Origin of the sequence: Prevotella sp. AM23-5 (assembly GCF_003473645.1) — a bacterium.
GTDB lineage: Bacteria > Bacteroidota > Bacteroidia > Bacteroidales > Bacteroidaceae > Prevotella > Prevotella copri_A.
On sequence record NZ_QUCG01000057.1, the window covers coordinates 1 to 22,598 of the forward strand.

Below are 22,598 nucleotides of genomic sequence, written 5' to 3' on the forward strand. Positions count from 1 at the left end.
AGTCACTGAGTCACTGAGTCACTGAGTCATTTATTTTAAAAAAAGAGGAAATGCAGGAACGGCATTTCCTCTTTTATCTGGGGTATTGCTCTTATTCAGAAGAGCCGAATTATTGCTTATCCGAGTCGATGAGGGCGAGCAGATGCTCTACTGCCACCTCCTGTGGAATGTTCTTTTCTACGCAAACCTGCTTGCGGTAAAGGCTTACTCGGTTAGGGCCGGCGCCTACGTAGCCGTAATCGGCATCCGCCATTTCGCCAGGACCATTCACGATGCAGCCCATGATGCCTATCTTCAAGCCCTTGAGATGCTTGGTTGCCTCCTTGATCTTGGCGATGGTTTCACGGAGATCGTAGAGAGTTCTGCCACAACCAGGACAACTGATATACTCGGTCTTGCTGGTGCGCAGACGGGCTGCCTGAAGAATGCCGAAAGCGGTTTCATCTACTGTCTGGGCAGGGATGTCGCCATCGTTCATCAGCCAGATACCATCGGTCAGACCATCTATCATCAGGGCTCCCATATCGGCTGCTGCCTCCAGCTGGAAGTCGCTCTTCTCCTCCTTGCCGTGCTGGTACATCTCGGCAAAGATCACAGGGTTCTTCAAGCCGGCATTCATCATCTCGTGAACCAATGCACGCTGGTCGCCCAGGCGGTTCTGATGATTGCTGACGCAGATAACCACTACCTCTGGATGAGCCTTCAGGCAGGCGATGTATTCCTCGGCTGGAGTTCCAAACTGCAGGGTGAGGAACTTCACGTCGGCCTTGATGCTGGCGATGAGCGGCATTGCCATGGCAGGGAAGATAGGGTAGAGCTTGGCACCTGTGGTTTCAGGCTTACTGTTCAGCGTCTCGTAAACATTGTAATCTACGATGTAGCTCTGACCAGGCACAAACTGCTTAGGCATCTTACCGCCTATATAGATATAATCAGGCGTAGCATCCTTGTTCTCACAAACGGTGCTCTCGCCGTTGATTCGGTTGCTGATAACCACTGGAACGTTGTTGCCGCCGATATTGCCTACAGCCACTGTTTCGCGGCGGGTAGGGTGCAGCCAGTCGAAGCTAGGACAAGCTGCGGCCGGGATGAGCAGCTGACCCTTCTTCTTGCCGATGTAATCCACCAGGTGGCGAGCCACCGGAATCTCTGCAGCAGGCTCCTCGCTGAGGCTTACACGGACTGTATCGCCGATACCATCAGCCAGCAGGGCACCGATACCTACGGCACTCTTGATTCTACCATCCTCGCCTTCGCCAGCTTCGGTTACGCCGAGGTGGAGCGGATAGTTCATGCCCTCTTTCTCCATCTCGCTGACGAGAAGGCGCATGGAGCGGACCATCACAACAGTATTGGATGACTTGATGCTGATGACTACATCGTGGAAATTCTCCTTCTTGCAGATGCGCAGGAACTCGAGACAGCTCTCTACGATGCCCTCTGGGGTATCGCCGTAGCGGTTGCGGATGCGGTCGGAGAGCGAACCGTGGTTCACGCCGATGCGGATGGCTGTATGATGCTCCTTGCAGATGTTGAGGAACGGCACGAAGCGGTCTTCTATCTTTTGGAGTTCGTGGGCGTACTCCTCATCGGTATATTCCTGCTTGATGAACTTGCGGGCAGGATCCACATAGTTGCCCGGGTTTACGCGCACCTTCTCGCAGTAGAGTGCAGCCACATCGGCAACGTTAGGATTGAAGTGAACATCGGCTACGAGCGGAGTCTGATAGCCGTCGGCACGGATGCCGGCATTGATGTTCTTCATATTCTCTGCCTCGCGGGAACCCTGTGTGGTGAAGCGCACCAGTTCGCCGCCAGCCTTGATGATTTCCTCTGCCTGACGGACGCAAGCCTCAGTATCATTGGTATTGGTGGTGGTCATCGACTGGATGCGGATAGGGTTATCGCCACCCAGATCGATGGCTCCGATATGTGCCACAGAAGAGGCACGGCGGGTATAATTGAATAAATCTACCATAATGTATAAGAATAGAATATGCCCCAAAGGAATGGGGCATATCACATATTAGATTAATTACACTTGAAGTCGTATTTCACCTCAGCCAAATCCTTGTTGGCCTTCTCTATCTTGGCACCGAGACCCGCCTTCCAAGCTTCTACCTTCTGAGCCACTTCCTCATCGGCAAGGGCAATCATCTCGGAAGCGAGGATGGCAGCGTTCTGAGCCGCATTCACACCAACAGTAGCCACAGGAATGCCAGGAGGCATCTGGATGATGCTGAGCATGGCATCAAGACCGTCGAGCATACCCTTGATGGGTACACCGATAACTGGCAGTGGGGTAGATGCTGCGATAACACCAGGAAGGGCGGCAGCCATACCGGCAGCGGCGATGATTACCTTCACGCCACGCTCCTTGGCTCCCTTGGCAAATGATTCTACTGCATCCGGTGTGCGGTGTGCAGAGAGGGCATTTACCTCGAAAGGAATCTGGTTGTCGTTCAACCACTTACATGCTTTTTCCATAACAGGCAGATCGCTGGTACTGCCCATGATAATGCTTACTAATGGTTTCATTTCTTACTATATTATGTTATTAATTCTTTTTTCTATGTTCCTTGTACGGCACCGGATTCGGATGATGTCCAGGATGGTGCAGGCTTCAGATGACCAAGATGGCGCAGGCGGCTCCTACGAGGAAGCCCGTAACTACCTGTGAGAGCGAGTGCTGACGCAGTATCATGCGCGCCGTTCCTACGGCTCCTGCCAGTATCAGCACGAAGCAGAGCCACCACAGCGGGTTGAAGGAGAAGGCGATGGAATAGGATACCAATCCGCCTGCCACGCCTCCGATGGCGGCTGTATGGGTGCTGATCTTCCACCATATATTGATGAGGGCACATACCATCTGGATGGTGAGTGCCACTACCACGATGATGCTGATGACGCGGGGAGTGTTGCGGTACTCCATCCAGAAGAAGCAGGCGAAGTAGCACACGATGGAGATGATATAGGGCACGAGACGGCGCTCCTTTCTGCCCAGTTCGTGGGATGTCCATCCCTGGCAGAGCCGGTAGAGATGGATAAGCAGCGAGGGTGCCACCACGGTGAGCAGATACACCATGGCAAGCATCACCAGCTTGTACATCATCGGCAACAATGACATGTAGCTGAAGATGAACAGTGCTATCAATCCCACTATCGGCAGATAGAAGGGGGTGAAGATCATGCTCATGATTCGTGCAGTGAATATGATATTCTTCTCTTTCATTTTCTTAATCGTGCTACTGGAATATTGAATTGTTCGCGATACTTCGCTACGGTGCGTCGGGCGATAGGGAATCCTTTTTCCTTCAACGCCTTTGACAATGCTTCATCGCTCAATGGTTTCTTCTTATCTTCGTGCGCTATGATTTCCTGAAGGGCAATCTTGATCTTGCGGGTTGACAGTTCCTCGCCATCCTCGGTGGTATAGCCATCGGTGAAGAAGAACTTGAGTGGGAAGATGCCCCATTTGGTCTGTGCATACTTCACGTTGCTCACTCGCGATATAGTGCTGATATCCAATCCGGTTCTTTCGGCTACATCCTTGAGAATCATCGGTTTCAGGTCGGCTTCGTCTCCATCCAGGAAGAACTGTCGCTGGATGTCGATAATAGCTTTCATGGTTACGATGAGGGTATGCTGCCGCTGCTTGATTGCCTCGATGAATCCCTGTGCCTTGTCCACCTTTCCCTTGGCATAGAACAGGGCTTCTTTCTCGGCTCTGCTCATCTTGTCCTTGTGATTGCGGTATTGCTCTATCATGTCGGTGAAGGATGGAGATATGGTGAGCTCCGGAATGTGACCGCGGTTCAGGCTGAAGGTAATGGAGCCGTCGTCGTTGGTATCTACGATGAAGTCGGGGGTAATCTGCTGGATGTTTCTGCCTTCGGTTTCTCCCATTGATGCACCCGGTTTCGGGTTCAGTTTCCTGATTTCCTGCTGCAGGGTATCAAGCTGGGTATCATTGAGTTCCAATCCCGCCTTGATCTTGTCCCAGTGCTTCTTGGTAAACTCATCGAAGTAGTCGGTGAATACCTCTTCCATGGTCTTGCGGAGTACGCCTTTCGGCATTCGCTTTACCTGAAGCAGGAGGCATTCCTGAAGGCTTCTTCCGCCTACGCCCGCAGGGTCGAAGCTCTGCAGGACATGGAGCACGTGCTCTATCTCCTTCTCGGTTACATCGATGTTGTGATAGATCATCAGCTCATCGCTGATGCTGTCGAGATCCTTGCGAAGCAGGCCGTCGTCGTCGAGCGATCCGATGAGATATTCCATCACTTCCTTTTCCTTGTCGGTGAGGTTCTGCATATCCATCTGCTCCTTCAGCTTGTCGTAGAAGGACGTGGTGTCTCCATATACCATTTCTTCGTATTCGGCTGTGTCCTGGTTGCCGTATTTGTCGGAGCTATAATCGGGCATCTGGTCATCCTGTCCGATGCTTTCCAGTGCCTGGTCGAACTCGTCTTTTCTCTCTTCCTTCTCCGACTGTGCCTCGTAGGCATCATCAGAATCAGTATCACTGTCGCTATTACTGCTATCTGCATCATGTTCCAGCGGAGAATCTCCATCGTAGCTTTCGCTGAGCATATCGTCTGGATTCTCACTCTCCAGTGCAGGATTATCGTCCAGTTCGGCATTGATGCTCTCCTCGAGTTCGGTGAGGGGCATCTCCAGGAGCTTCACCTGCAGCATCTGCTGGGCGGAGAGTTTTTGTAGCTGTTGCAGCTTCTGTGCCTGTGTCTGAATGAGTTTTTGAGCCATATCTTTATTCTTGAGTTGAGCTTTTGCTGTTTATATTTCTTTTTTTCTGTTCTGCCAGCAGTGTTTTTTCTGCTTGCAGTATTCTTTTTTCTGTTCTACTTGTAGTATTCCTGCAGGTTGATGGCAAGCTGGTTCAGCTTGTCTGGGTTTCCGTTACCATATCTGTGCCAGATATCCTTGCATGCGCTAATCAGTTTGCTGTCAGGTGCTTGCTGGCGGTTGAGATAAGGGTCGCAGTATTGGTAAACGCCCATCACTTCTGCAATCAGCTTGGGTGAAACCTTGATGAGTTTTCCCAGGTTGATGATTTCCGGTGTTTCAGCCACCATGGTGATGGGTGTGAGCTGGAAGTAGAGGTCGAGGATGATGATGAGCTTCACGGGGTTGAGCGATGGCTCTTCGGCGAGCGGTTCCCAATCTTTCTCGAACGACTCCTTTACTTCTACTCCTGCAAAGAAATCCTTGGCATTTCCGCATCCGTTCATAGATCGGAGAATCTTGATGTCGTGGGATAGGAGACGTGGATTATCGGCATATTTATCCCATAGCCGCTTGATGCGAGGCGTGATGCGCTGCAGCTTGAACATCTGTGCGTGCAGATATTCCGGCTGGATGTGCAGTTCCAAGCTCAAATCGACTATACCTTTCGAATATAAGGGCTTTACTCCCATCGGCTTCTTCTGGTAGAGCTGGAGTAGCAGGAGCCAATAATCGTCGTTCCAAAGAGGATGTTTTGCCATATTACCTTGTTATTTATTATCTTTTGCAAAAGTACAACTTTTCGGTGGTAATACAAAATTATTTAGTGTATATTATCATAAAAATGAGGGGATTATGCCTAAAATACCTCTAGAATGCCCGTAGGAAGGGGGCGGATTGCATATAAGAACTTGGCGTGTTGCATAAAAAAGTAGTGCGCAACTTCGATTCTCTCGAAATTGCGCACCTTTAATGCTATATTCCCAAATTTTTCATAGCTCAAAGGAGATTATCGCTTTCACAAGCTTTTCTCCATTGCGGCGCCCGAAGCAGTCATTTACTGCTCACAGGCATCATCTTGTTATCCGATACATGTCTTTTTTTACCTTAAGTTACGCTTAACCTATCGACATTATCCTGTTCTCACTGAATAAACAATCTTTTTTTCTTACCTTAAAACTAATAACCTAAAACTAAACAACTAACAATCTTAAACCTAAAAACCTAATAACCTAAACAAAATTTCTTTTCGTCGTCCTTGAATAAACAATCTTTTTTATTACCTTATAACTAATAACCTATAAACAACTAACAATCTTAACCTAAAAACCTAATAACCTTTTGTCTTATTGACGATGCAAAGGTACGACGATTTTGCCATTCCACCAAAACTTTTATGGAGAAAATGCAAAAAAAGCCCGAATTTTTGATGTATGTCAACTATGTGTGTGCGCACACAAGTGTTATGAAGCAGATATTTGACCTACATCAACCATTTTACTTCCTATCGAAGAGAAAGGCTTCTTCGCTCATGAAGACGGCTATGGTCTTGAGGCGGATATAGTCTTCAGAGAGATAGATGAGTCCCTGGTTGCCCCACTTCTTTCCTGCTGAGTTGCGGCAGACGTAGTATCGCTGCTCGTCTTTCAGGAAGGTGCCGATTATTTCCATCACGTGGTCATCGGTGGTGCGCAGCTGCTCAAACTCCTCCTGGCGGGAGGTAGGGGTTACGGGGCGTTCGTTTTTAGAGATATCCACATAGTTGTCCTTGGCGTGGATAAAGCCTTCTTCAGAAATATCGCCCTCCCAGCATACCGGGTGGCCGTTCTCTATCGCCTTCTGGATATGGAGCATCATCTCATCCAGCGGCAGATTGAGGTAGGAGTCGTGCTGACGGTTGTCGGGAATCTCCAGGGCGAAGTACTCGCGGTAAGGGTGATGGGTGAAGCTGGTGAGCGATACATACTCTTCCGGGTAGCATACGCTGTGGGCGAACTCCAGCGGGGTATATTCGGCACCGAGCATGTGAACCTGCTTGGCGGGCATATAACCTATCTCCTGATCAAAGAGATTGTCGAGATCATCCTTCAGCTTTCCGAACCCCGACTTCTGTGAGATGGCTGCATCGCAGAGCTGCTCCACCTTCCGGCAGAGCGTCTTGTAGTTGATATCCTTCGGATCTTCGTAGCTGTCGTAGGGTTGTGCACCATACTTATCTATATAATGTATGAGCATGGAAGCCATGCCTCGCATGCTGATGGGCTTGCTGCCCTGCGAGAGATAGTACTCTATGGCTTTCTCCTGCAGCATCATTCGGGCGATGTAAGCCACGGAGAGGTTCACGGAGTCACCCTTCATGATATGTTCGCTCTCTATGGTAGCGAGCATGGCGTATGCCCAGCTGAGTTCGCTATCGCCCTGATTCTTGACGGGAGTGGTGCTGATGAGCCTTACATGGGCGGGCAGATTGTTCTTGCCCCCATCCTGAGAGGAAGGAGAGGAGGATTTGCCCTGATATCCGCAGCTTACCAGAAGAAGTGCGGCGAGAAGGTGGAGAAAGATGCTTCTATTCATATTGTAGTTGTTGTTTATACCTTATTATATATATAAGCAGGATACCATGTATGCGATAAGACTACCATATCGCTGGCTTTAAACAATAAAAGTTCCGCCCCACACATCTGGATGGAACGAAACTTCTATCATCGTATTTATGCTTTGTTTTCCTTTTTCGCAGCTCGCTTAGGGCTGGAGGCGATGCTCCATACTCCCGCTATGATGAGCGGAAGACTCAATATCTGGCCCATATCCATAGGCAATCCTGCCTCGAAAGCCACCTGAATCTCCTTGGTGTATTCCACGAAGAAACGGAAGGTGAAGATGAGGGTAAGGCAAAGGCCGAAATAAAGTCCGCTTCCCACACTCTTAGGACCCTTCTTCTTATAGATGAAGAGGATGAGGAGGAAGATGACGAGATAGGCTATCGCCTCGTAGAGCTGGCCGGGATGACGCGGATACTGATCTTCCTTGACGAAGATGAATGCCCAAGGCACATCGGTTACCTTGCCGATGATCTCGGAGTTCATCAGGTTGCCCAGGCGGATGAAGCAGGCGGTGATGCCTGATACGATACCCATATTGTCGAGCAATGTCCAGCCGCCCACCTTCGTCTTGCGGCAGTAGAGCCAGATGGCGATGAACAGTCCCAGTACGCCTCCGTGGCTAGCCAGACCTTCATATCCTGTGAATTTCCAGCTGCCGTCTGCCATGTGATGCATCGGGATGAACATCTCGACTACGTGATCCCACTGGGTGAGGAAGTATTCCGGCTGGTAGAAGATGCAGTGTCCCAGTCGGGCACCCGCCAGGATGCCGACGAAGAGGTAGATGAAGAGCGGTTCAAACTTATCCTCGCCCAGCTTCTGCTCCTTGTAGAGGCGGTGCATCATCAGATAACCCAGCAGCAAGCCTACCATCCAGCAGGTGGCGTAGTATCTGATGGAGATAGGACCCAGGTGAGCCAAGATAGGATCCGGATCCCATACGATATAGTTAAGCAGATTTGCCATCATAATCGTAGATTTTTTAAAGGGGGAATGCATCCCCCTTTGTTATTACGTAGAAACGGTTATACGTTGAAACGGAAGTGCATGATGTCGCCATCCTGTACGATGTACTCCTTGCCCTCGATGCCGAGCTTACCAGCCTCGCGCACAGCAGCTTCAGACCCATACTTGATATAGTCATCATACTTGATTACCTCTGCACGGATGAATCCCTTCTCGAAGTCGGTGTGAATCACTCCGGCACACTGAGGAGCCTTCCAGCCCTTGTGATAGGTCCATGCCTTGACCTCCATCTCACCAGCTGTGATGAATGTCTCGAGGTTCAGCAGGGCGTATGCCTTCTTGATGAGTCGGTTTACGCCGCTCTCTTCCAGGCCGAGTTCTTCGAGGAACATCAGTTTATCCTCGTAGGTTTCGAGAGAAGCGATGTCTTCCTCTGTCTTGGCTGCGATGACCATGCACTCAGCACCTTCTTCCTTGGCGATTTCCTCTACCTTCTTGCTATACTCGTTGCCGGTCTTGGCAGAAGCTTCATCAACATTGGCTACGTAGAGCACAGGTTTAGTTGTGAGGAGGAAGAGGTCGTGAGCCACCTTCTGCTCTTCCTTGCTTTCGAAAGTAACGCCACGGGCGTTCTTTCCCTGCTCCAGAACAGCCTTGTAAGCCTCCAGAACGGTAACCATCAGCTTGGCATCCTTGTTGCCGGCAGCAGCAGTCTTCTGCTGCTTGGCGAGCTGAGATTCGATGGTTTCCAGGTCCTTGAGCTGCAACTCTGTATCGATAACGCTCTTATCCTCCAATGGGTCAACCTTGGCGCCACCCTCACGAACGATGTTATCATCGTCGAAGCAGCGGATTACGTGGATGATAGCATCGCACTCACGGATATTTCCCAAGAATTTATTACCAAGACCTTCGCCCTTGCTGGCACCCTTGACGAGACCTGCGATATCCACGATTTCGCAAGTAGCTGGGACGATGCGTCCTGGGTGAACAATCTCTGCCAACTTGTTGAGTCGCTCATCTGGTACGGTGATGACGCCCAAGTTTGGTTCGATAGTACAGAAAGGGAAGTTAGCTGCCTGTGCCTTTGCACTAGACAGACAGTTGAACAGTGTAGACTTACCCACGTTTGGGAGGCCTACAATACCACATTTTAATGCCATTTTATCTTTAAACGTTTAAATTTCTGGGTGCAAAGTTACACATTATAAATGAAAGATACGAAGAAATCGTGGAAAATTAACTAAAAATCATAGATGAGGAAAAATTGATGTAGAAAAAACAAGTGAAACGCTGAAACGCTTGCGGATGCAGGAAGATATAGGAGAAGACGTTGAGGCATATAGGGAAAGTCATCTAAGGATATAGGAGAAGTACCTGGAAGGAATAACAGAAGTCTTTGAGATATACAATGGATGTTGCTGGAAGATATGGGAGTAATTGCCGGAAGAATTAATTCTTACGGCCGCACAACAGCTGTTGTGCATGTGTTTTTCTGCTGTTGTACGATAAAAGAGATCATCTTCCCAATGTCGGGAAAATGATCTCTTATTTCTTTTCTCTGTACTTTATCCTTTCCACAAACCGTGGAGATTGCAGTATTCGCGAGCCGTAACATCCTTGGCTTCAGCGCTTGTCATGAAGATGGCTTCCGGCTTTTCTCCCGGCTTCAACTCATGGCGGAGCACATCGGTAGGGGTGAGCAGCTCAATCCACTGGATGTAATGCTCTGGGAGCATCGGATGCTCCACACTTCCTACAGTTACTCGGTAGCCGCCTTCGATAGGTTCTATCACAGGCACGTGCTTCTCCTTGGCGCCATCGCTGGTGTTTTCCTTCATCAGCTTCATCGGCTCACCACAGCAGCTGAGCACGGCTCCTGGGTTTACTACTTCTACCACGTTGCCGCAAATCTGGCAGCGGTAGATTTCTCTAATCTTCGTCATAATGGTTCCTCCTATTATTTTATGAATGTGTTGCCTGAATATCAGGCTTTTCATTCAGATGATTCCTTTGTGAGGATTTCCTTCGGGTGATTCCCCAAAAGAGTCTTACTCCTCAACAGGGCTGAAATCGTCCTTGCCTACTCCGCAGAGAGGGCAAACCCAATCATCAGGGATATCCTCGAATGCTGTACCTGGAGCGATGCCGCCCTCTGGATCTCCTACTTCTGGATCATAAATCCAACCACAAACGTCGCATACATATTTCTTCATAATGTTTCCTTTCTTCTTTTTTATATTAATAATCTTGTTCTTGTAGTCGTTATCAGACAAGTACTGCTGTATATCTGGGAATATCCTATTGCTCAGATGTTTTGCTATACTTCTTTCTGACCGACAATGCAAAGATACAAATAGTTTTTCTAACTTCCAAATAAAATTGAATAAATTATAATTTTATTATATCTTTTAAATTCTAGTAACATTGTATCTTTTCCCAAAATCCTCGCAAAACTACTCCTTGGCTTTCTCTAATCTTCCCCTAATCTTTCTCTAATCTTCTCCAAAAATCCCTTTCTTATCCTCATTCCCAGTCTTCCTTATCCTCGCTGCAGGCATCTTTTTTATCCTATTATATAGAGTTTTTTGTGTTTTATCGCTTTGCTCTGAAAAAAAAGTTGTATATTTGCACCATCATAACTAACTATAACAATTTTATTATGGGAATTAAAATGAATTTCAAGTCACAATTATGTGCCGCAATCCTTACTTTGGGTTGCTCTTGCCTTTCGGCTAATGCCATGGTTGCGAATGATGCTGCCAAGGAAAATAAGGCTCAGCATTATCAGCCATCTGCAGAAAACCTGGAATCACGCAAGCAGTTCCAGGACGATAAGTTCGGTATCTTCCTGCATTGGGGATTGTACAGCATGCTCGCTACCGGCGAATGGACAATGACCAATAAGGACCTGAACTACAAGGAGTATGCCAAGCTGGCTGGCGGTTTCTATCCTTCTAAGTTTGATGCTGCCAAATGGGTGGCTGCCATCAAGGCTTCTGGTGCCAAGTATATCTGCTTCACCACTCGCCACCACGAGGGATTCTCTATGTTCAAGACCAAGTATTCTGATTATAATATAGTAGATGCTACTCCTTTCCGTCGCGACATCGTGAAGGAGCTGGCTGATGAGTGCCACAAGCAGGGCATCGCTTTGCACCTTTATTACTCTCATATCGACTGGTATCGTGAGGATGCTGTTTGGGGAAGAACAGGTAGAGGTACTGGTCGCCCTAACCCTGAGGGTAACTGGAAGAGCTACTATCAGTTTATGAACAACCAGCTTACAGAACTTCTTACCAACTACGGTAAGGTGAGATGTATCTGGTTTGACGGATGGTGGGATCAGGATCAGAATCCTAACTTCGATTGGCAGTTACCAGAGCAGTATGCGCTTATCCATCGCCTGCAGCCAGGCTGTCTGATTGTAAACAACCATCACTCTTCTCCTTTCGAGGGTGAGGATGTTCAGGCTTTCGAGCGTGATCTTCCTGGAGAGAATAAGGCAGGATTGTCTGGTCAGGACATCAGCCGCCTGCCTCTTGAAACCTGCGAGACCATGAATGGCATGTGGGGTTATAAGATTACCGACCAGGATTATAAATCTACCAAGACTTTGGTTCATTACCTGGTGAATGCGGCTGGCAAGAATGCCAACCTGCTGATGAACATCGGTCCTCAGCCAGATGGTGAGCTTCCAGCAGTAGCATTGGAGCGCCTGGCAGAAATGGGAGAGTGGATGAAGACTTACGGTGAAACCATCTATGGTACCCGTGGCGGCATCGTAGCTCCTCATGATTGGGGTGTTACAACCCAGAAGGGAAACCGTCTCTTCGTTCATATCCTGAACCTGAAGGATAAGAGCCTCTTCCTGCCTCTCGGAAACAAGAAGGTGAAGAAGGCTTTCGACTTTGCCAGCAAGAAGCCGGTGAAGATTCAGAAGTGCGAAGGTGGTGTGCTCCTGAATCTCAGTGAGGTTCCTACAGAGATGGATAAGGTTGTGGAAATCGCACTCTAAGATTGTGTGAATATTATATTGGAAAAGTGTCGTAATCTCCTGGAATATTGGAAATTGCGACACTTTTCTATTTTGTGGGAAAACGCGGTCTGCGTTATCGGAAAAAATCCTTTCTTATTATCGGAAAAAACTTTTTCGTTTTAGAATAATCCTATCCCAAAAGGTTGGCGATGGTTTGCTTTACTCTTTCAGCAGAAGTAACAGGAGAGTTGCTTTCATCAGCACCTTCGGCACCCATATACACGTTGGTGTTGAGCTGCTTCATCTTGCTCGGCACATTGACTCTTGCCGAGAAGTGATATTCGTGAATACCGGTAGCATCGAAGATGGTGCGGATGTTATCCTCGTTTACGCCACATCCGGCAAGGAGGATGATTCGTCCGGCTGCTGCCTGCTTGAGCTCTGAAAGAAGCGCTACGCCTTCTACAGCCTTAGGTTGTTGACCCGATGTAAGGATGCGGTCGCAACCCAGGGAGATGATGTCTTCCAAGGCTTTCTGAGGGTTGGCTGCTCGGTCAAAGGCACGGTGGAAGGTAACGCTCATCGGCTTCAGTTCTTTGCCGTCTTTTGCCAGTTCCACGAGTCGGCGGTTCGCCTCCATATCCACTTCTCCATCCTCTGTGAGGCATCCTATCACTACGCCATCCACGCCCAGTTTTCTGCAGAGGCGTATATCCTCCTCCATGCGTTCAATCTCCAGAGGGGTATAGAGAAAATCGCCACCACGAGGGCGGATGATGACGTGGAGCAAGGTCTTATCCAACAACTTTCGGGCAACTTTTATCTCGCCATACGATGGGGTAGTGCCACCCTCAGGTATGCCTGCACACAGTTCCACACGGTTGGCTCCACCTTCCTGCGCAGCCAGACAGCTCTCTACGCTGTTGGCGCATATTTCAAACTTAAAATCGTCTCTGTTCATAGTTTCTATTTTTTCTTTCTATTTAGTTATTTGATTATTACTAATTTTTTCTCTTTTTACTTGATTTCTCAATATTTGCTGCAAAGATAACATTTTTTCTTTTGGGGATGGCTATTATTTCGAAAAAAAACATTATTTTTGCAGAAAGTTTGTAACGTGACATCAATATATTAACTGGAATATAATAAATATAATTAAAAAGCTAACTAACAATGAGAAAGTTTTTAGTAATGTTCGCCATTACATTCTTAGCCTCTTGGCAGACAATGTTGGCAGCAAACGGCCACTTCATTACCGATGCAGCTTATCGCACGAAAGTGGAAACGGCCTTCAAACAGAAGGTAAATCTTGTAGGTAAGCAGTTTTATGACCAGAAGATGCTCAAGCAGCAGAAAGCTACAGCCGATGAGCAGGGAGCCTTGCAGTTCCTCTATGCCTACATGCCTGTGGCTGATGTAACCGACTATCCTACCAGCTTCTTCCTGGAGAATGTGCGCACCAGCTTCGAGGCACGCCAGCAGATGGCTTGGGGAAACAAGGTGCCTGAGTTGCTCTTCCGCCACTTCGTGCTCCCTGTACGCATCAACAATGAGAACCTGGATAATTCGCGTATGGTATTTTTCAAGGAATTGAAGGAGCGCGTCAAGGGTATGGGTATGAAGGATGCTATCCTCGAGGTAAACCACTGGTGCCACGAGCTGGTAACCTATCAGCCATCCGATGGACGTACTTCGGCACCTCTTTCTACCATCCGTTCGGCTTACGGCCGCTGCGGTGAGCAGAGTACCTTTACGGTAGCTGCCCTGAGAGCTATTGGCATTCCTGCACGCCAGGTTTATACCCCACGCTGGGCACATACCGATGATAACCACGCCTGGGTAGAGGCTTGGGCAGATGGTACCTGGTATTTCCTGGGAGCCTGCGAGCCGGAAGCTGTACTGAACCTGGCTTGGTTTAATGCTCCTGCATCCCGTGCGATGCTGATGCATACCAAGGCGTTCGGTGACTACAATGGTCCTGAGGAGGTAATGCTCCGCACTTCCAACTATACCGAGATCAACCTCATCGACAACTATGGATCTTCTGCCCGCATCGATTTCGAAATCGTAGATGCAGCAGGCAATCCTGTAGATGGTGCCAAGGTGGACTTCAAAATCTACAACTATGCAGAGTTCTGCACCGTAGTAACCAAATATACCGGTGCTGATGGTGCCACCTTCCTTTCTGCTGGCAAGGGCGATATGATGATCTGGGCATCCAAGAACGGCAAGTATGGCTTTGCCAAGGCATCTTTCGGCAAGGACAAGAAGGTAGTGGTTCGTATGGATCATCAGGTAACTGTACCTGGCGCAGAGCAGAAGACCATCCTCTTCCGTGACTCCTTCGATATCGTTCCTCCTCCAGAGCATGCCAATATCCCAGAGGTATCTGCCGAGGCAAGAGCCAAGAACCTGGAGCGCTTTGCCTATGAGGATTCTATCCGCCATGCCTATCTCGCAACCTTCTACAACAAGGAGAGTGCATTGCAGGCTCTGAAGGATAATGGTCTTGCTGCAGGTTCTGAGGAGAATACCCAGAAGATGGTGAAGTATCTGGTAGGTTCAAGCGGTAACCACCGTGTCATCCTCACCTTCCTGAAGAATCACAAGGACCGTATCGACCGTGCCATCAAACTGCTCGGTACCTTGAGTGCCAAGGACTTGAGAGATATGCAGATGGATATCCTGGAAGATAACTTCAATGCCAAGAGCGATCAGCTTTCTCCTCGCGTGGAAAACGAGATGATCATCACTCCATTCAAGCAGTTCTTCGAGAAGGAGTTTGCCAAGCAGCAGGTTGCCTTCAAGAACAATCCTAATCTCCTGGTAGAGTGGGTGAAGAAGAATATCCGCATCAATCCTGACCTGAAGGCGCTTCAGATTGCACAGACACCTATCGGCGTATATCGTTCACGCCTTACTGATGCCCGCTCTCGCAAGGTTTTCTTCGTAGATGTAGCCAGAAGCTTGGGCATCGAGGCTCAGGTGGATGAGGTGACCAAGAAGACTCAGTATAAGAATGCCAATGGTGGCGAATGGATTGACGTAGATTTCGACAATGCTGTGCAGAAGGCTTCTGCCATGGGCAAGTTCGTGATGAACTACAAGGATAATGGTGCAGTGGATGATCCTAAGTACTACAGCCATTTCACAATCCATCGCATCAACCCTGATGGTTCTACCTCGCTCCTGGAGTATCCTGAGGAGGGTTGTACCTGGAGCGGTACCTTCAAGAATGGCGTAGATATGGATGAGGGCGATTATGCCCTGGTATCTGGTACCCGTCTTGCCAATGGTGGCGTGCTCGCAGAGATGCAGCTGTTTCATGTAAAGCAGGGGGCTACTACCCAGGTGGATATGAACCTGCGCAGTTCTGAGACAGAGATTACCGTGAAGGGTAACTTCAATTCAGAATCCAAGTTCATTCTCTTGCCAAGCAATCAGGAGGTTAGCCTTTTGAGCCAGACAGGTCGCGGCTACTTCGTAACAGGTATGATCGGTGTAGGTCAGGAGCCAACCAACCACGCCTTGAAGGACATCGCCAAGGTGGCACAGGTATTCGAGAAGTGGGGTCGCCCTATCGTTATTCTCTTTGAGGATGAGGCATCTGCCAAGAAGTTCAGAATCTCAGAGTTCCCTGGTTTACCAAAGAACATCATCTTCGGTATCGACAAGGATGGTTCCTGCCGCAAGGAGATGGTGGAGAACATGAAGCTTCAGAACAAGAACCTGCTTCCTATCTTCACGATTTCTGATACCTTCAACAGAGTGGTATTCCTCTCTCAGGGTTATACCATCGGATTGGGTGAGCAGCTGGAATCTGTGATCAAGAGATTATAAAAGCTGAGCGTTTCACTTGAAAATTCGATATTCGATATTGCTGAGCGTTTCAGCGTTTTACTTCATTTTACGCTAGTACTTTTTGCGTGAGAGATAGTGCAAACACCATATAAAAATAAAAAGCCCAGAGCATTCCGCCCTGGGCTTTTATTTTGCTGTTATTTCTTTACGGAGATGGTCTTGATTTCTACCTGCATATCCTTATCGGCTGTACGGTTCTTGGTAAGCCACTTCTGGAAATCCTCGTACTTCAATTCTCTAGGCAAACCGGCTACGGCATTATCTATCGCCTTGATGAATGGGTTAGGCGAACTGATTACATAGATATAATTCGTTTCTGCCGCCTTTTCGCAGGTCATGTTATATTCATCTACGTCTGCCGGCTGAAAGAGTGGTGCAGCCGTCTTGGAATTGAAAAATACGTATCTCGTGTTGGCATCCACCCTCACCTTGCCATCCTGCGATGACTGATAAGGCAGGAGACAGTAGGCATTCTTGCTGTCATCTATCAGATAAACGGCTACGTATCCCTTGGCAGATGACTGGTAGGAGAGATAGAGATCGTCGCCACTCTTGAAGTTGTCGCTTTCGAATCTGTCTTCTGTACCGTTTCTCAGAATCTTGGCAACGAAACTGTTCTGTGTGGCAACCAGCTCCCGTGCCTTTCCGCTTACCGAGCATTTCACCACCAGCATGCCCTGTTCGTAACTGATTTCGTACTTAGGTTCGCCGATGGTTTCCAGCCATTCACCCTTCACGTCGCTGCTGCTCAGCGAGGTGAAATCCGTCTGGGTAGAGCCGTTGGTATTGTTCATCAGGGTAGCGTTATGCTGCGCCACCACGGTACCGAACTCATCGCCCAAGGCTTGAATCTGCGCTCTGCTCAGAGCCGTCTTCTTGGCTTGCTCCAGCGAAACGTTTTCCGGTGCATGGTAGATGTATTCTCCGTGCACTTTCCTGGTGCGCTGGGCATAGCTGGTTGTAGCTACGCCCAGGAACATCAGAATCATCACAAAAATGTAGTGTCTCATCCTTGCTGATTTTTATGTTATTCTTATTTCAGTTTCAGCTCTTTCCAGCCTGCTGCAAGCGAGGTAGAAGGAGTGGCAGTAGGAGTCTGAACCTTGCGGTTGATAACCACTGACTGCTGCTTCACATTCTCAGAGATGTAGCTTTCAAGTTCGCCGAGGCTTACATCACCCTTGGTTTCCTGGAGTTTCTTCAGGAGATAGTAGGTGAAGAGGCCATGCCCCTTGGCTGAGTATGGGAACGCGGTTTCATCGCCCGATGCCGCACTGAATACCACCATGTTGCCACGTGGATCTTCCTGCTTAGCCTTCAGCGCTACGCCACGGGCAGAAACCAGCATACCTTCCTCGCGCTTCGAGCCGCTGAAGCAGGCATCCAGGAACACCACAATCTCCTTTGCCTTGGTAGAACCCAACTCGGCATAGAGCTTGTTCAGAGAGTAGCAACCCTCTGTCTGGGTGCCGTCGGCATCGGTAGGAAGCAGGTAGGCATCCTTCGTAGATTCGTTAGGAATACCATGACCGGCATAGTAGAATACGATGTTGATGTCACCGTTGAATGCGCTGGCGATATTCTTGATATCGCGTATGGCGCGGAGCATCGTACCGTATGAGGCATCAGCATAGTAACGCACGTTTTCTGCCGGCATGCCCAGTGTCTTCTCGCAGTATTTGGAGAAGGCAAGACCATCGTTCAGAGCCAGTGGTACGCCTGCCACATTACTGTAGTTCTGGTTGGCGATGACCACGGCAAAGGTCTTGGTGTTGCTGGTTGGATTCTCTGGGATATTCTCATCCACATCCGATGTTCCCAGCTTCACGTTCTGCTGCTGTACCGTCTGCTTGTTTGCATTCTCGTTGGATGCCAGCATATTGGCGGTGATAGGGTCGAAGTGTACCTCTACGTTGGTGGCGGTATAGTTGAGCGCTGCTGCGTTGTCGTACTGATACTGCTTGCCCGAAGGGGTGATGATGGTAAGCTTGGCGAGTGCCAGGTGATCCTTGTCGATGAAGTACTGTGGATCCTTAAACTGCATACCGTTCCAGTTGGAAGCGAAGATGCGTGCCTCGTTGTTGGCTCTTGGCACCGGTACGATCATCTCGCCGAGATCAGGCGATGTTACCAGGAATACCTCGTGGTCGGCATCGTATGGCTTCAGTTCCAGATGACGCAGGTTTACTCTCGATTCGTACTTGCTGATGTATTCCTGCTGTGCAAGTCGCTGCATCTCGGCAATCTTGGCATCTCGGTTCTTCTCGGTCATACGGGCGCGATACTCAGCCAGTGTCTCGTAGCTGTCCTTCTTCTGCCATTTGTCGATGCGGTTTTCGATGAATGGAATGGCAAAGGCAGAGTAAGCTGGGATTCCCTTCTCCTCTGCAGCACTCTGGTCGGTGCTTAGTGTCTGTGTCTGAGGTGCAGCGGCAGCGATGGTTGGCTTTACCTCGCCATTGAACTCGATGAGCTGAGGAATCACGTTCGACTCGATTTTACCGCCTCCGAGCGAAGCCAGCTTGTTGTTGATGATATTGAAGTTCTCCTTATCACCTACACACTTGTATGCGATGGCGAGAGCCTGGGTGTATTTCAGCGAAAGTGGGTCGCTGATGATGATGTTCTTGATGTGACCGATAGAATAGGTGAAGTAATCCTTATATACGGTCTCCAGATCCTTGATGTGAGGATCGTTTTCCTTGAGCTCCAGCGCCTGGTTATAGTTTTGCACACCTATGTTATAGTTGTTGATAGCCAGGTGTTTCAATACATCAAGAGCCTTAGGATGAGCTACTTGCAGTTTCTTGTAGATATCGAGCGCCTGCTCGAAATGATGGCCTTCCTCATAGAGTTTACCCTGGATGTTGAGAAGGGTCTCATCGTCTGGGCGGAGGGCAAGACCCTTGCCTACGAACTTCTGGAGATTGGCATTATCCTTGTGGTCGATACACAGATTTACTGCCGACGAAATGATGTCATAGTCGGTAGGATAGTTATCAGATGCCTGTTCGAGAGTGATGACGGCAAGCTGATATTTATTGGATTGTGCGCAAGCCTTGATGAGGTTGACGAATACCGATTTACGGTACTTCTCTTCACCCGAACGGAGATAAGCTTGCAGGTATGGAATAGCTTCCTCATACTGGCGGCGGTTTACCAGATTGGCTGCCGCAAAGTAAGAGAGCTGTGAATAGGCATTTTGAGAGGTGTAACCACCATTGGCAAAGTCGGATAAGCCGACAACATCCACGTAGGCGCGTGCAAACTTGATGGCGTTTCCTATGCTCTGGTTGTTACTGTTATAGGCTGCGGCATTAGGCAGGAAAGCAATGATATTCTTCATATTGGCCATCGCCTGTGAATATTCGGCACTCGTCTTCTCTGAGTGGGTAATGATGGCGTAAGTTGCCGTATAGCAACGATATAGCGCATCGTACATCTGAGATTTGTCCTCGTCCTTGTTGGCGAGCTGAACAAACTCTCTGTACGCGTCGTTAGAGTCAGTTATCGTCTGGGCAGCCAGTTTGCTGCCCGACGATAAGAGTAAAATAGATATTGCAATAAATACTTTCTTCATTATAGAATCCATCAATATTAGAATACATCAATAAAGGTGAACTTCACGCCGATGCGGCGGTATTCTCCACCCTTGTTCTCAGATACTTCGATATAAGTATCATAAGAGGTCTTCATCTTCTGGAGTGCTGGGATATTCTTCTCGATATAATCCTTCACACCCATGGCACGCAGGTAAGCCAGCTGATCGTTCTCGCCGATACCGGTAGATTTGGTTACGGTGATATTGCTCAGTTCGCCGTTCTTGTGTACTGGTTCCTGCTCGAAGTCGCCATAGCTGCCATCGTATGCCACGGTGCGGCTGAATGGTAAGGCATCTGCCATACCGGTAATCTGAATCTTCACCTGCTTGCCCTCTGCGGTATATTTGGCGAAATCTTCCTCCAAAGCCTTCTTCACGATGGCGAGCATTGCCTGAGCGGCATTGGATTCTTCTACCTTGAAGCGACCTGGTGCAAAGTCATCCTTGGCCGAGTACTCCTCATCTACGGTATAAGATACATCTACATCATAGTTGAAGATGTTCTTACCTGATGCATCGGTGGCGTTGGCTACCTTGGTATGTACATCAATCTTGGTATGATCGGAGATGATGTTCTGTTCCTGGGCATTCTTCATGATCTTGTTCTTGATTTCCTCAAGCTTCAACTCTTCCATCTTGGCACCCTGAAGCTGCTCGAATGGTACGAAGTTGTCGTCTGACTCCAAGAATGCCAATGACTTACGCTCGGTGTTGTCGAACACGTATTTCTTGCCTGTCTTCTTGTTGATAACCTCGGTATATACAAGCTCGAATTCATCCTTGTCGTTCAATCCATACTGGGTATTGGTGAATTCCAGGCTTCCTGCATCCATGCCTTCTAACTCGCTAACAGGTACTGTCAGGTAGATGCTTGGCATGTTGTTGAATTCCAGGGTCAACATATTCATATCTGAGTTATAGTTACCGAGCTTTACGTCGGATGTGGTGAGGAGATTATCTGCCATATTGGTAGCAATCTGTGACTCGAAGAGGCGCATCTGCTTCAATCTTGATTCCTCGTTCACACGGGTATTGTAGTCGTCAAGGCTCTCGCCTTCCATACGCTTCATCCACTCATCCATGCGGCTGTTCAACTCATTCTTCAGCTTCTCCTGACGGTTAGGACTCAGGAATCCTACCGGGGTAAAGACGATTCCGCTGGTATAGTTGTGTACCAGGTAGATATCATTCTTCACGTTCTTGGAGAAGTTGATGTACTTGATTCCGCCTTCCTTGGCATCCACGTACTGGCGGTCGTCCTCATTGAGCAGGTTGATGAAAGCCACACGCTGGTCGCCTGTTACGATAGCCAGATACTTGTTTTCTGGGTGGAAGAAGCATCTTTCAGCGATACCCATGGCATCGAAGTGCTTGCTCACGGTGAAAGTCTTGGTATCATATACATCGCAGGTTCCGTTTGCTGTGAGAACTGCCATCTGCTTGCTGTTGCTAGAGAAGGCAACGTCCTTGAAATCTGCCTTGAGCGGAAGGGTAGTGCGCACGGTTTCATTCTCCAGGTTGATGACCTGAAGCTTATCCTGGGTGCTGGCGATGAGGAAGAATCCGTTTGGGCTTGCATCGAGGCGAGTAGCTGGTTCGTTGATGGCGAAACTCTTCACCTCGCGGGTCTTGCGGGTTTCAAAGATGTGGATTTTGGAATCCGATCCCATCACGTAGAGGAACTTGGCGTTTGGTGAATAGCAGATAGCCAGTGGCTTAAACTGTTTATTGGTGGTAATCTTGCCCAATTGCTGATCCTTGGTCATCAAACTAAATACATCTACGGTATTCTTGTCTTTCTTGCTGTCGATGAAGGCATACGAACTGCCGCTTGGGTTGATGGTAAGTGCATTGATGCGATTACCTGTGTACATCAGGTAGTTACGCATATTATAGATTTCCTTGCCATTGTAGTAGTAGTAGCCACTATAGTAGTTGGCAAGTCCATCTGGTACCTTATCGAATTTTACCTTGATTTCGTGCAGCTGCTTTTTCTCAGCCTCCTGTGCAGAGAGGCTGAGTGCAGTGCATCCTAACAGGCAAACAATTGCCAATGTAGTCTTTTTCATGTGACTTTGCAAATATTATTTTGTTCCCAATACGTTATCAAGTTTCTTGTGAAGCTCCGCACTCTCGTTTTCGAGGCTCTGGCGGATGGCATTCTTGGCTGCAGCCTTAGCCATTGCTCCGTTGTATGCGATGCGTACGAGTACTTCCTTGTTCTTGTTCTTCAAGGTACGGTAGCACTCCATGACTGTGATGGTTCTGCCGATGCTCTGTACGATGAGGCTCTTGCTGGCCATGATACTCTTGGTAACGGTAACTGCTTCTTCCATGGCAAGCTGCTGGGTAGCTACAGAGTTGTCGATAAGACCTGAAACTTCTGTCTGAATCTGAGCTGCAAGGTTCTGCTTGGCCAGTTCCATGGCTTGCATCTTGGCGCCGTCATAGTTCTCACCGATACTCATGGCTTCACCCATGATGTACATTGGGTACATAGATTCGTCATACTGATACTGCATAGCGTATGACTTATCCAACTGCTTTTCCAGTGGGAGTGCACCAGGAGCTGTCTGCCAGCCTTCTTTCTGAAGCTTCTTGGCTTCTTTCTTAGCAGCCTTTGATGCTTTCTCGTTGAGGTCAGACTTAGATGCCTTGAGCATCTCCAAGCGTTCTTTTCTTAAGTCCTTAGCATTCTGTGCCTGGGCAAATGAACTGATAGGTGCTGCCGTCAGGCAAAGCAAACCTACAAGAAAAAATAGATGTTTCATAAGCTTTGATTTTTTTATATTATAATTATTCTTTTTCTTTGCAACAATACTCTGTTAATTCTTATGTAATC

17 protein-coding genes are annotated in these 22,598 nt (G+C 48.4%); 2 read left to right on the forward strand and 15 right to left on the reverse strand.

Going from position 1 to position 22,598, the window contains the following annotated elements; genetic code table 11:
- Positions 1–109: 109 nt before the first annotated feature.
- The 10 genes from DW657_RS12880 to rd all read right to left on the reverse strand — a co-directional run bounded on the left by DW657_RS12880 (position 110) and on the right by rd (position 10,531).
- On the reverse strand, positions 110–1,978 hold the full coding sequence (locus DW657_RS12880) for a 4-hydroxy-3-methylbut-2-en-1-yl diphosphate synthase (RefSeq protein ID WP_118312836.1): 1,869 nt from the start codon (positions 1,976–1,978) through the stop codon (positions 110–112).
- A gap of 53 nt (positions 1,979–2,031) precedes the next feature.
- On the reverse strand, positions 2,032–2,538 hold the full coding sequence (purE, locus tag DW657_RS12885) for a 5-(carboxyamino)imidazole ribonucleotide mutase (RefSeq protein WP_118312838.1): 507 nt from the start codon (positions 2,536–2,538) through the stop codon (positions 2,032–2,034).
- An 85-nt stretch (positions 2,539–2,623) separates the two neighbouring features.
- Positions 2,624–3,232 (reverse strand): phosphatase PAP2 family protein, encoded by a 609-nt coding sequence (locus DW657_RS12890; protein ID WP_089543059.1) that lies wholly within the window; start codon positions 3,230–3,232, stop codon positions 2,624–2,626.
- Entirely contained in the window at positions 3,229–4,767 is a 1,539-nt protein-coding gene (gene rpoN, locus DW657_RS12895) for an RNA polymerase factor sigma-54 (RefSeq protein ID WP_118312840.1), read from the reverse strand. The genes DW657_RS12890 and rpoN overlap by 4 nt, the downstream gene beginning before the upstream one ends.
- A gap of 95 nt (positions 4,768–4,862) precedes the next feature.
- Positions 4,863–5,507, reverse strand: a complete 645-nt coding sequence (locus DW657_RS12900) for a hypothetical protein (RefSeq protein WP_089543061.1) — start codon at positions 5,505–5,507, stop codon at positions 4,863–4,865.
- Positions 5,508–6,243: 736 nt separating this feature from the next.
- The gene (locus tag DW657_RS12905) at positions 6,244–7,320 is read right to left on the reverse strand and encodes a C1 family peptidase (protein ID WP_118312842.1); all 1,077 of its coding nucleotides are present in this window, start codon (positions 7,318–7,320) and stop codon (positions 6,244–6,246) included.
- Positions 7,321–7,457: 137 nt separating this feature from the next.
- Positions 7,458–8,318: a prolipoprotein diacylglyceryl transferase gene (lgt, locus tag DW657_RS12910; RefSeq protein ID WP_369973478.1), complete on the reverse strand. Its 861-nt coding sequence runs from the start codon at positions 8,316–8,318 to the stop codon at positions 7,458–7,460.
- Between the two features lie 56 nt (positions 8,319–8,374).
- Positions 8,375–9,478, reverse strand: a complete 1,104-nt coding sequence (gene ychF, locus DW657_RS12915; RefSeq protein ID WP_117663596.1) for a redox-regulated ATPase YchF — start codon at positions 9,476–9,478, stop codon at positions 8,375–8,377.
- Between the two features lie 405 nt (positions 9,479–9,883).
- Positions 9,884–10,261 (reverse strand): desulfoferrodoxin, encoded by a 378-nt coding sequence (locus DW657_RS12920; protein ID WP_089543064.1) that lies wholly within the window; start codon positions 10,259–10,261, stop codon positions 9,884–9,886.
- 105 nt (positions 10,262–10,366) lie between these two features.
- Complete coding sequence (gene rd, locus DW657_RS12925; RefSeq protein ID WP_117663589.1) at positions 10,367–10,531, reverse strand: rubredoxin; 165 nt, start codon at positions 10,529–10,531, stop codon at positions 10,367–10,369.
- 527 nt (positions 10,532–11,058) lie between these two features.
- Here rd and DW657_RS12930 point away from each other — a divergent pair.
- On the forward strand, positions 11,059–12,333 hold the full coding sequence (locus tag DW657_RS12930) for an alpha-L-fucosidase (RefSeq protein ID WP_118312854.1): 1,275 nt from the start codon (positions 11,059–11,061) through the stop codon (positions 12,331–12,333).
- 151 nt (positions 12,334–12,484) lie between these two features.
- On the opposite strand, the gene DW657_RS12935 is transcribed toward DW657_RS12930, so the two are convergent.
- A complete protein-coding gene (locus tag DW657_RS12935) occupies positions 12,485–13,255 on the reverse strand; it encodes a copper homeostasis protein CutC (RefSeq protein ID WP_118312843.1) in 771 nt (256 codons plus the stop codon).
- 212 nt (positions 13,256–13,467) lie between these two features.
- On the opposite strand from DW657_RS12935, the gene DW657_RS12940 reads away from it, so the two are divergent.
- Positions 13,468–16,134, forward strand: coding sequence for a transglutaminase family protein (locus DW657_RS12940; protein ID WP_118312844.1), 2,667 nt, complete (start codon positions 13,468–13,470; stop codon positions 16,132–16,134).
- 158 nt (positions 16,135–16,292) lie between these two features.
- Here the strand turns inward: DW657_RS12940 and DW657_RS12945 are convergent, their stop codons facing one another.
- The 4 genes from DW657_RS12945 to DW657_RS12960 are packed head-to-tail and all read right to left on the reverse strand — an operon-like array spanning position 16,293 to position 22,527.
- Positions 16,293–17,165: a DUF4384 domain-containing protein gene (locus DW657_RS12945; protein ID WP_118312845.1), complete on the reverse strand. Its 873-nt coding sequence runs from the start codon at positions 17,163–17,165 to the stop codon at positions 16,293–16,295.
- A 23-nt stretch (positions 17,166–17,188) separates the two neighbouring features.
- Positions 17,189–19,735, reverse strand: coding sequence for a caspase family protein (locus DW657_RS12950; protein WP_158577377.1), 2,547 nt, complete (start codon positions 19,733–19,735; stop codon positions 17,189–17,191).
- 17 nt (positions 19,736–19,752) lie between these two features.
- Positions 19,753–21,825 carry a WD40 repeat domain-containing protein gene (locus DW657_RS12955; RefSeq protein WP_118312849.1) on the reverse strand — a complete coding sequence of 691 codons (2,073 nt, stop codon included), beginning with the start codon at positions 21,823–21,825 and terminating at the stop codon, positions 19,753–19,755.
- Positions 21,826–21,840: 15 nt separating this feature from the next.
- Entirely contained in the window at positions 21,841–22,527 is a 687-nt protein-coding gene (locus DW657_RS12960) for a hypothetical protein (protein ID WP_118312850.1), read from the reverse strand.
- Positions 22,528–22,598 lie beyond the last annotated feature (71 nt).

Bases quoted from the DNA above. Each gene is read 5' to 3' on its own strand.
- DW657_RS12900 (WP_089543061.1), bottom strand. From the start codon at position 5,507: ATGGCAAAACATCCTCTTTGGAACGACGATTATTGGCTCCTGCTACTC.
- DW657_RS12935 (WP_118312843.1), bottom strand. From the start codon at position 13,255: ATGAACAGAGACGATTTTAAGTTTGAAATATGCGCCAACAGCGTAGAG.
- DW657_RS12945 (WP_118312845.1), bottom strand. From the start codon at position 17,165: ATGAGACACTACATTTTTGTGATGATTCTGATGTTCCTGGGCGTAGCT.
- DW657_RS12880 (WP_118312836.1), bottom strand. From the start codon at position 1,978: ATGGTAGATTTATTCAATTATACCCGCCGTGCCTCTTCTGTGGCACAT.
- lgt (WP_369973478.1), bottom strand. From the start codon at position 8,318: ATGATGGCAAATCTGCTTAACTATATCGTATGGGATCCGGATCCTATC.
- DW657_RS12905 (WP_118312842.1), bottom strand. From the start codon at position 7,320: ATGAATAGAAGCATCTTTCTCCACCTTCTCGCCGCACTTCTTCTGGTA.
- rpoN (WP_118312840.1), bottom strand. From the start codon at position 4,767: ATGGCTCAAAAACTCATTCAGACACAGGCACAGAAGCTGCAACAGCTA.
- DW657_RS12920 (WP_089543064.1), bottom strand. From the start codon at position 10,261: ATGACGAAGATTAGAGAAATCTACCGCTGCCAGATTTGCGGCAACGTG.
- DW657_RS12960 (WP_118312850.1), bottom strand. From the start codon at position 22,527: ATGAAACATCTATTTTTTCTTGTAGGTTTGCTTTGCCTGACGGCAGCA.
- DW657_RS12955 (WP_118312849.1), bottom strand. From the start codon at position 21,825: ATGAAAAAGACTACATTGGCAATTGTTTGCCTGTTAGGATGCACTGCA.
- DW657_RS12930 (WP_118312854.1), top strand. From the start codon at position 11,059: ATGGTTGCGAATGATGCTGCCAAGGAAAATAAGGCTCAGCATTATCAG.
- DW657_RS12950 (WP_158577377.1), bottom strand. From the start codon at position 19,735: ATGAAGAAAGTATTTATTGCAATATCTATTTTACTCTTATCGTCGGGC.
- DW657_RS12890 (WP_089543059.1), bottom strand. From the start codon at position 3,232: ATGAAAGAGAAGAATATCATATTCACTGCACGAATCATGAGCATGATC.
- ychF (WP_117663596.1), bottom strand. From the start codon at position 9,478: ATGGCATTAAAATGTGGTATTGTAGGCCTCCCAAACGTGGGTAAGTCT.
- DW657_RS12940 (WP_118312844.1), top strand. From the start codon at position 13,468: ATGAGAAAGTTTTTAGTAATGTTCGCCATTACATTCTTAGCCTCTTGG.
- purE (WP_118312838.1), bottom strand. From the start codon at position 2,538: ATGAAACCATTAGTAAGCATTATCATGGGCAGTACCAGCGATCTGCCT.
- rd (WP_117663589.1), bottom strand. From the start codon at position 10,531: ATGAAGAAATATGTATGCGACGTTTGTGGTTGGATTTATGATCCAGAA.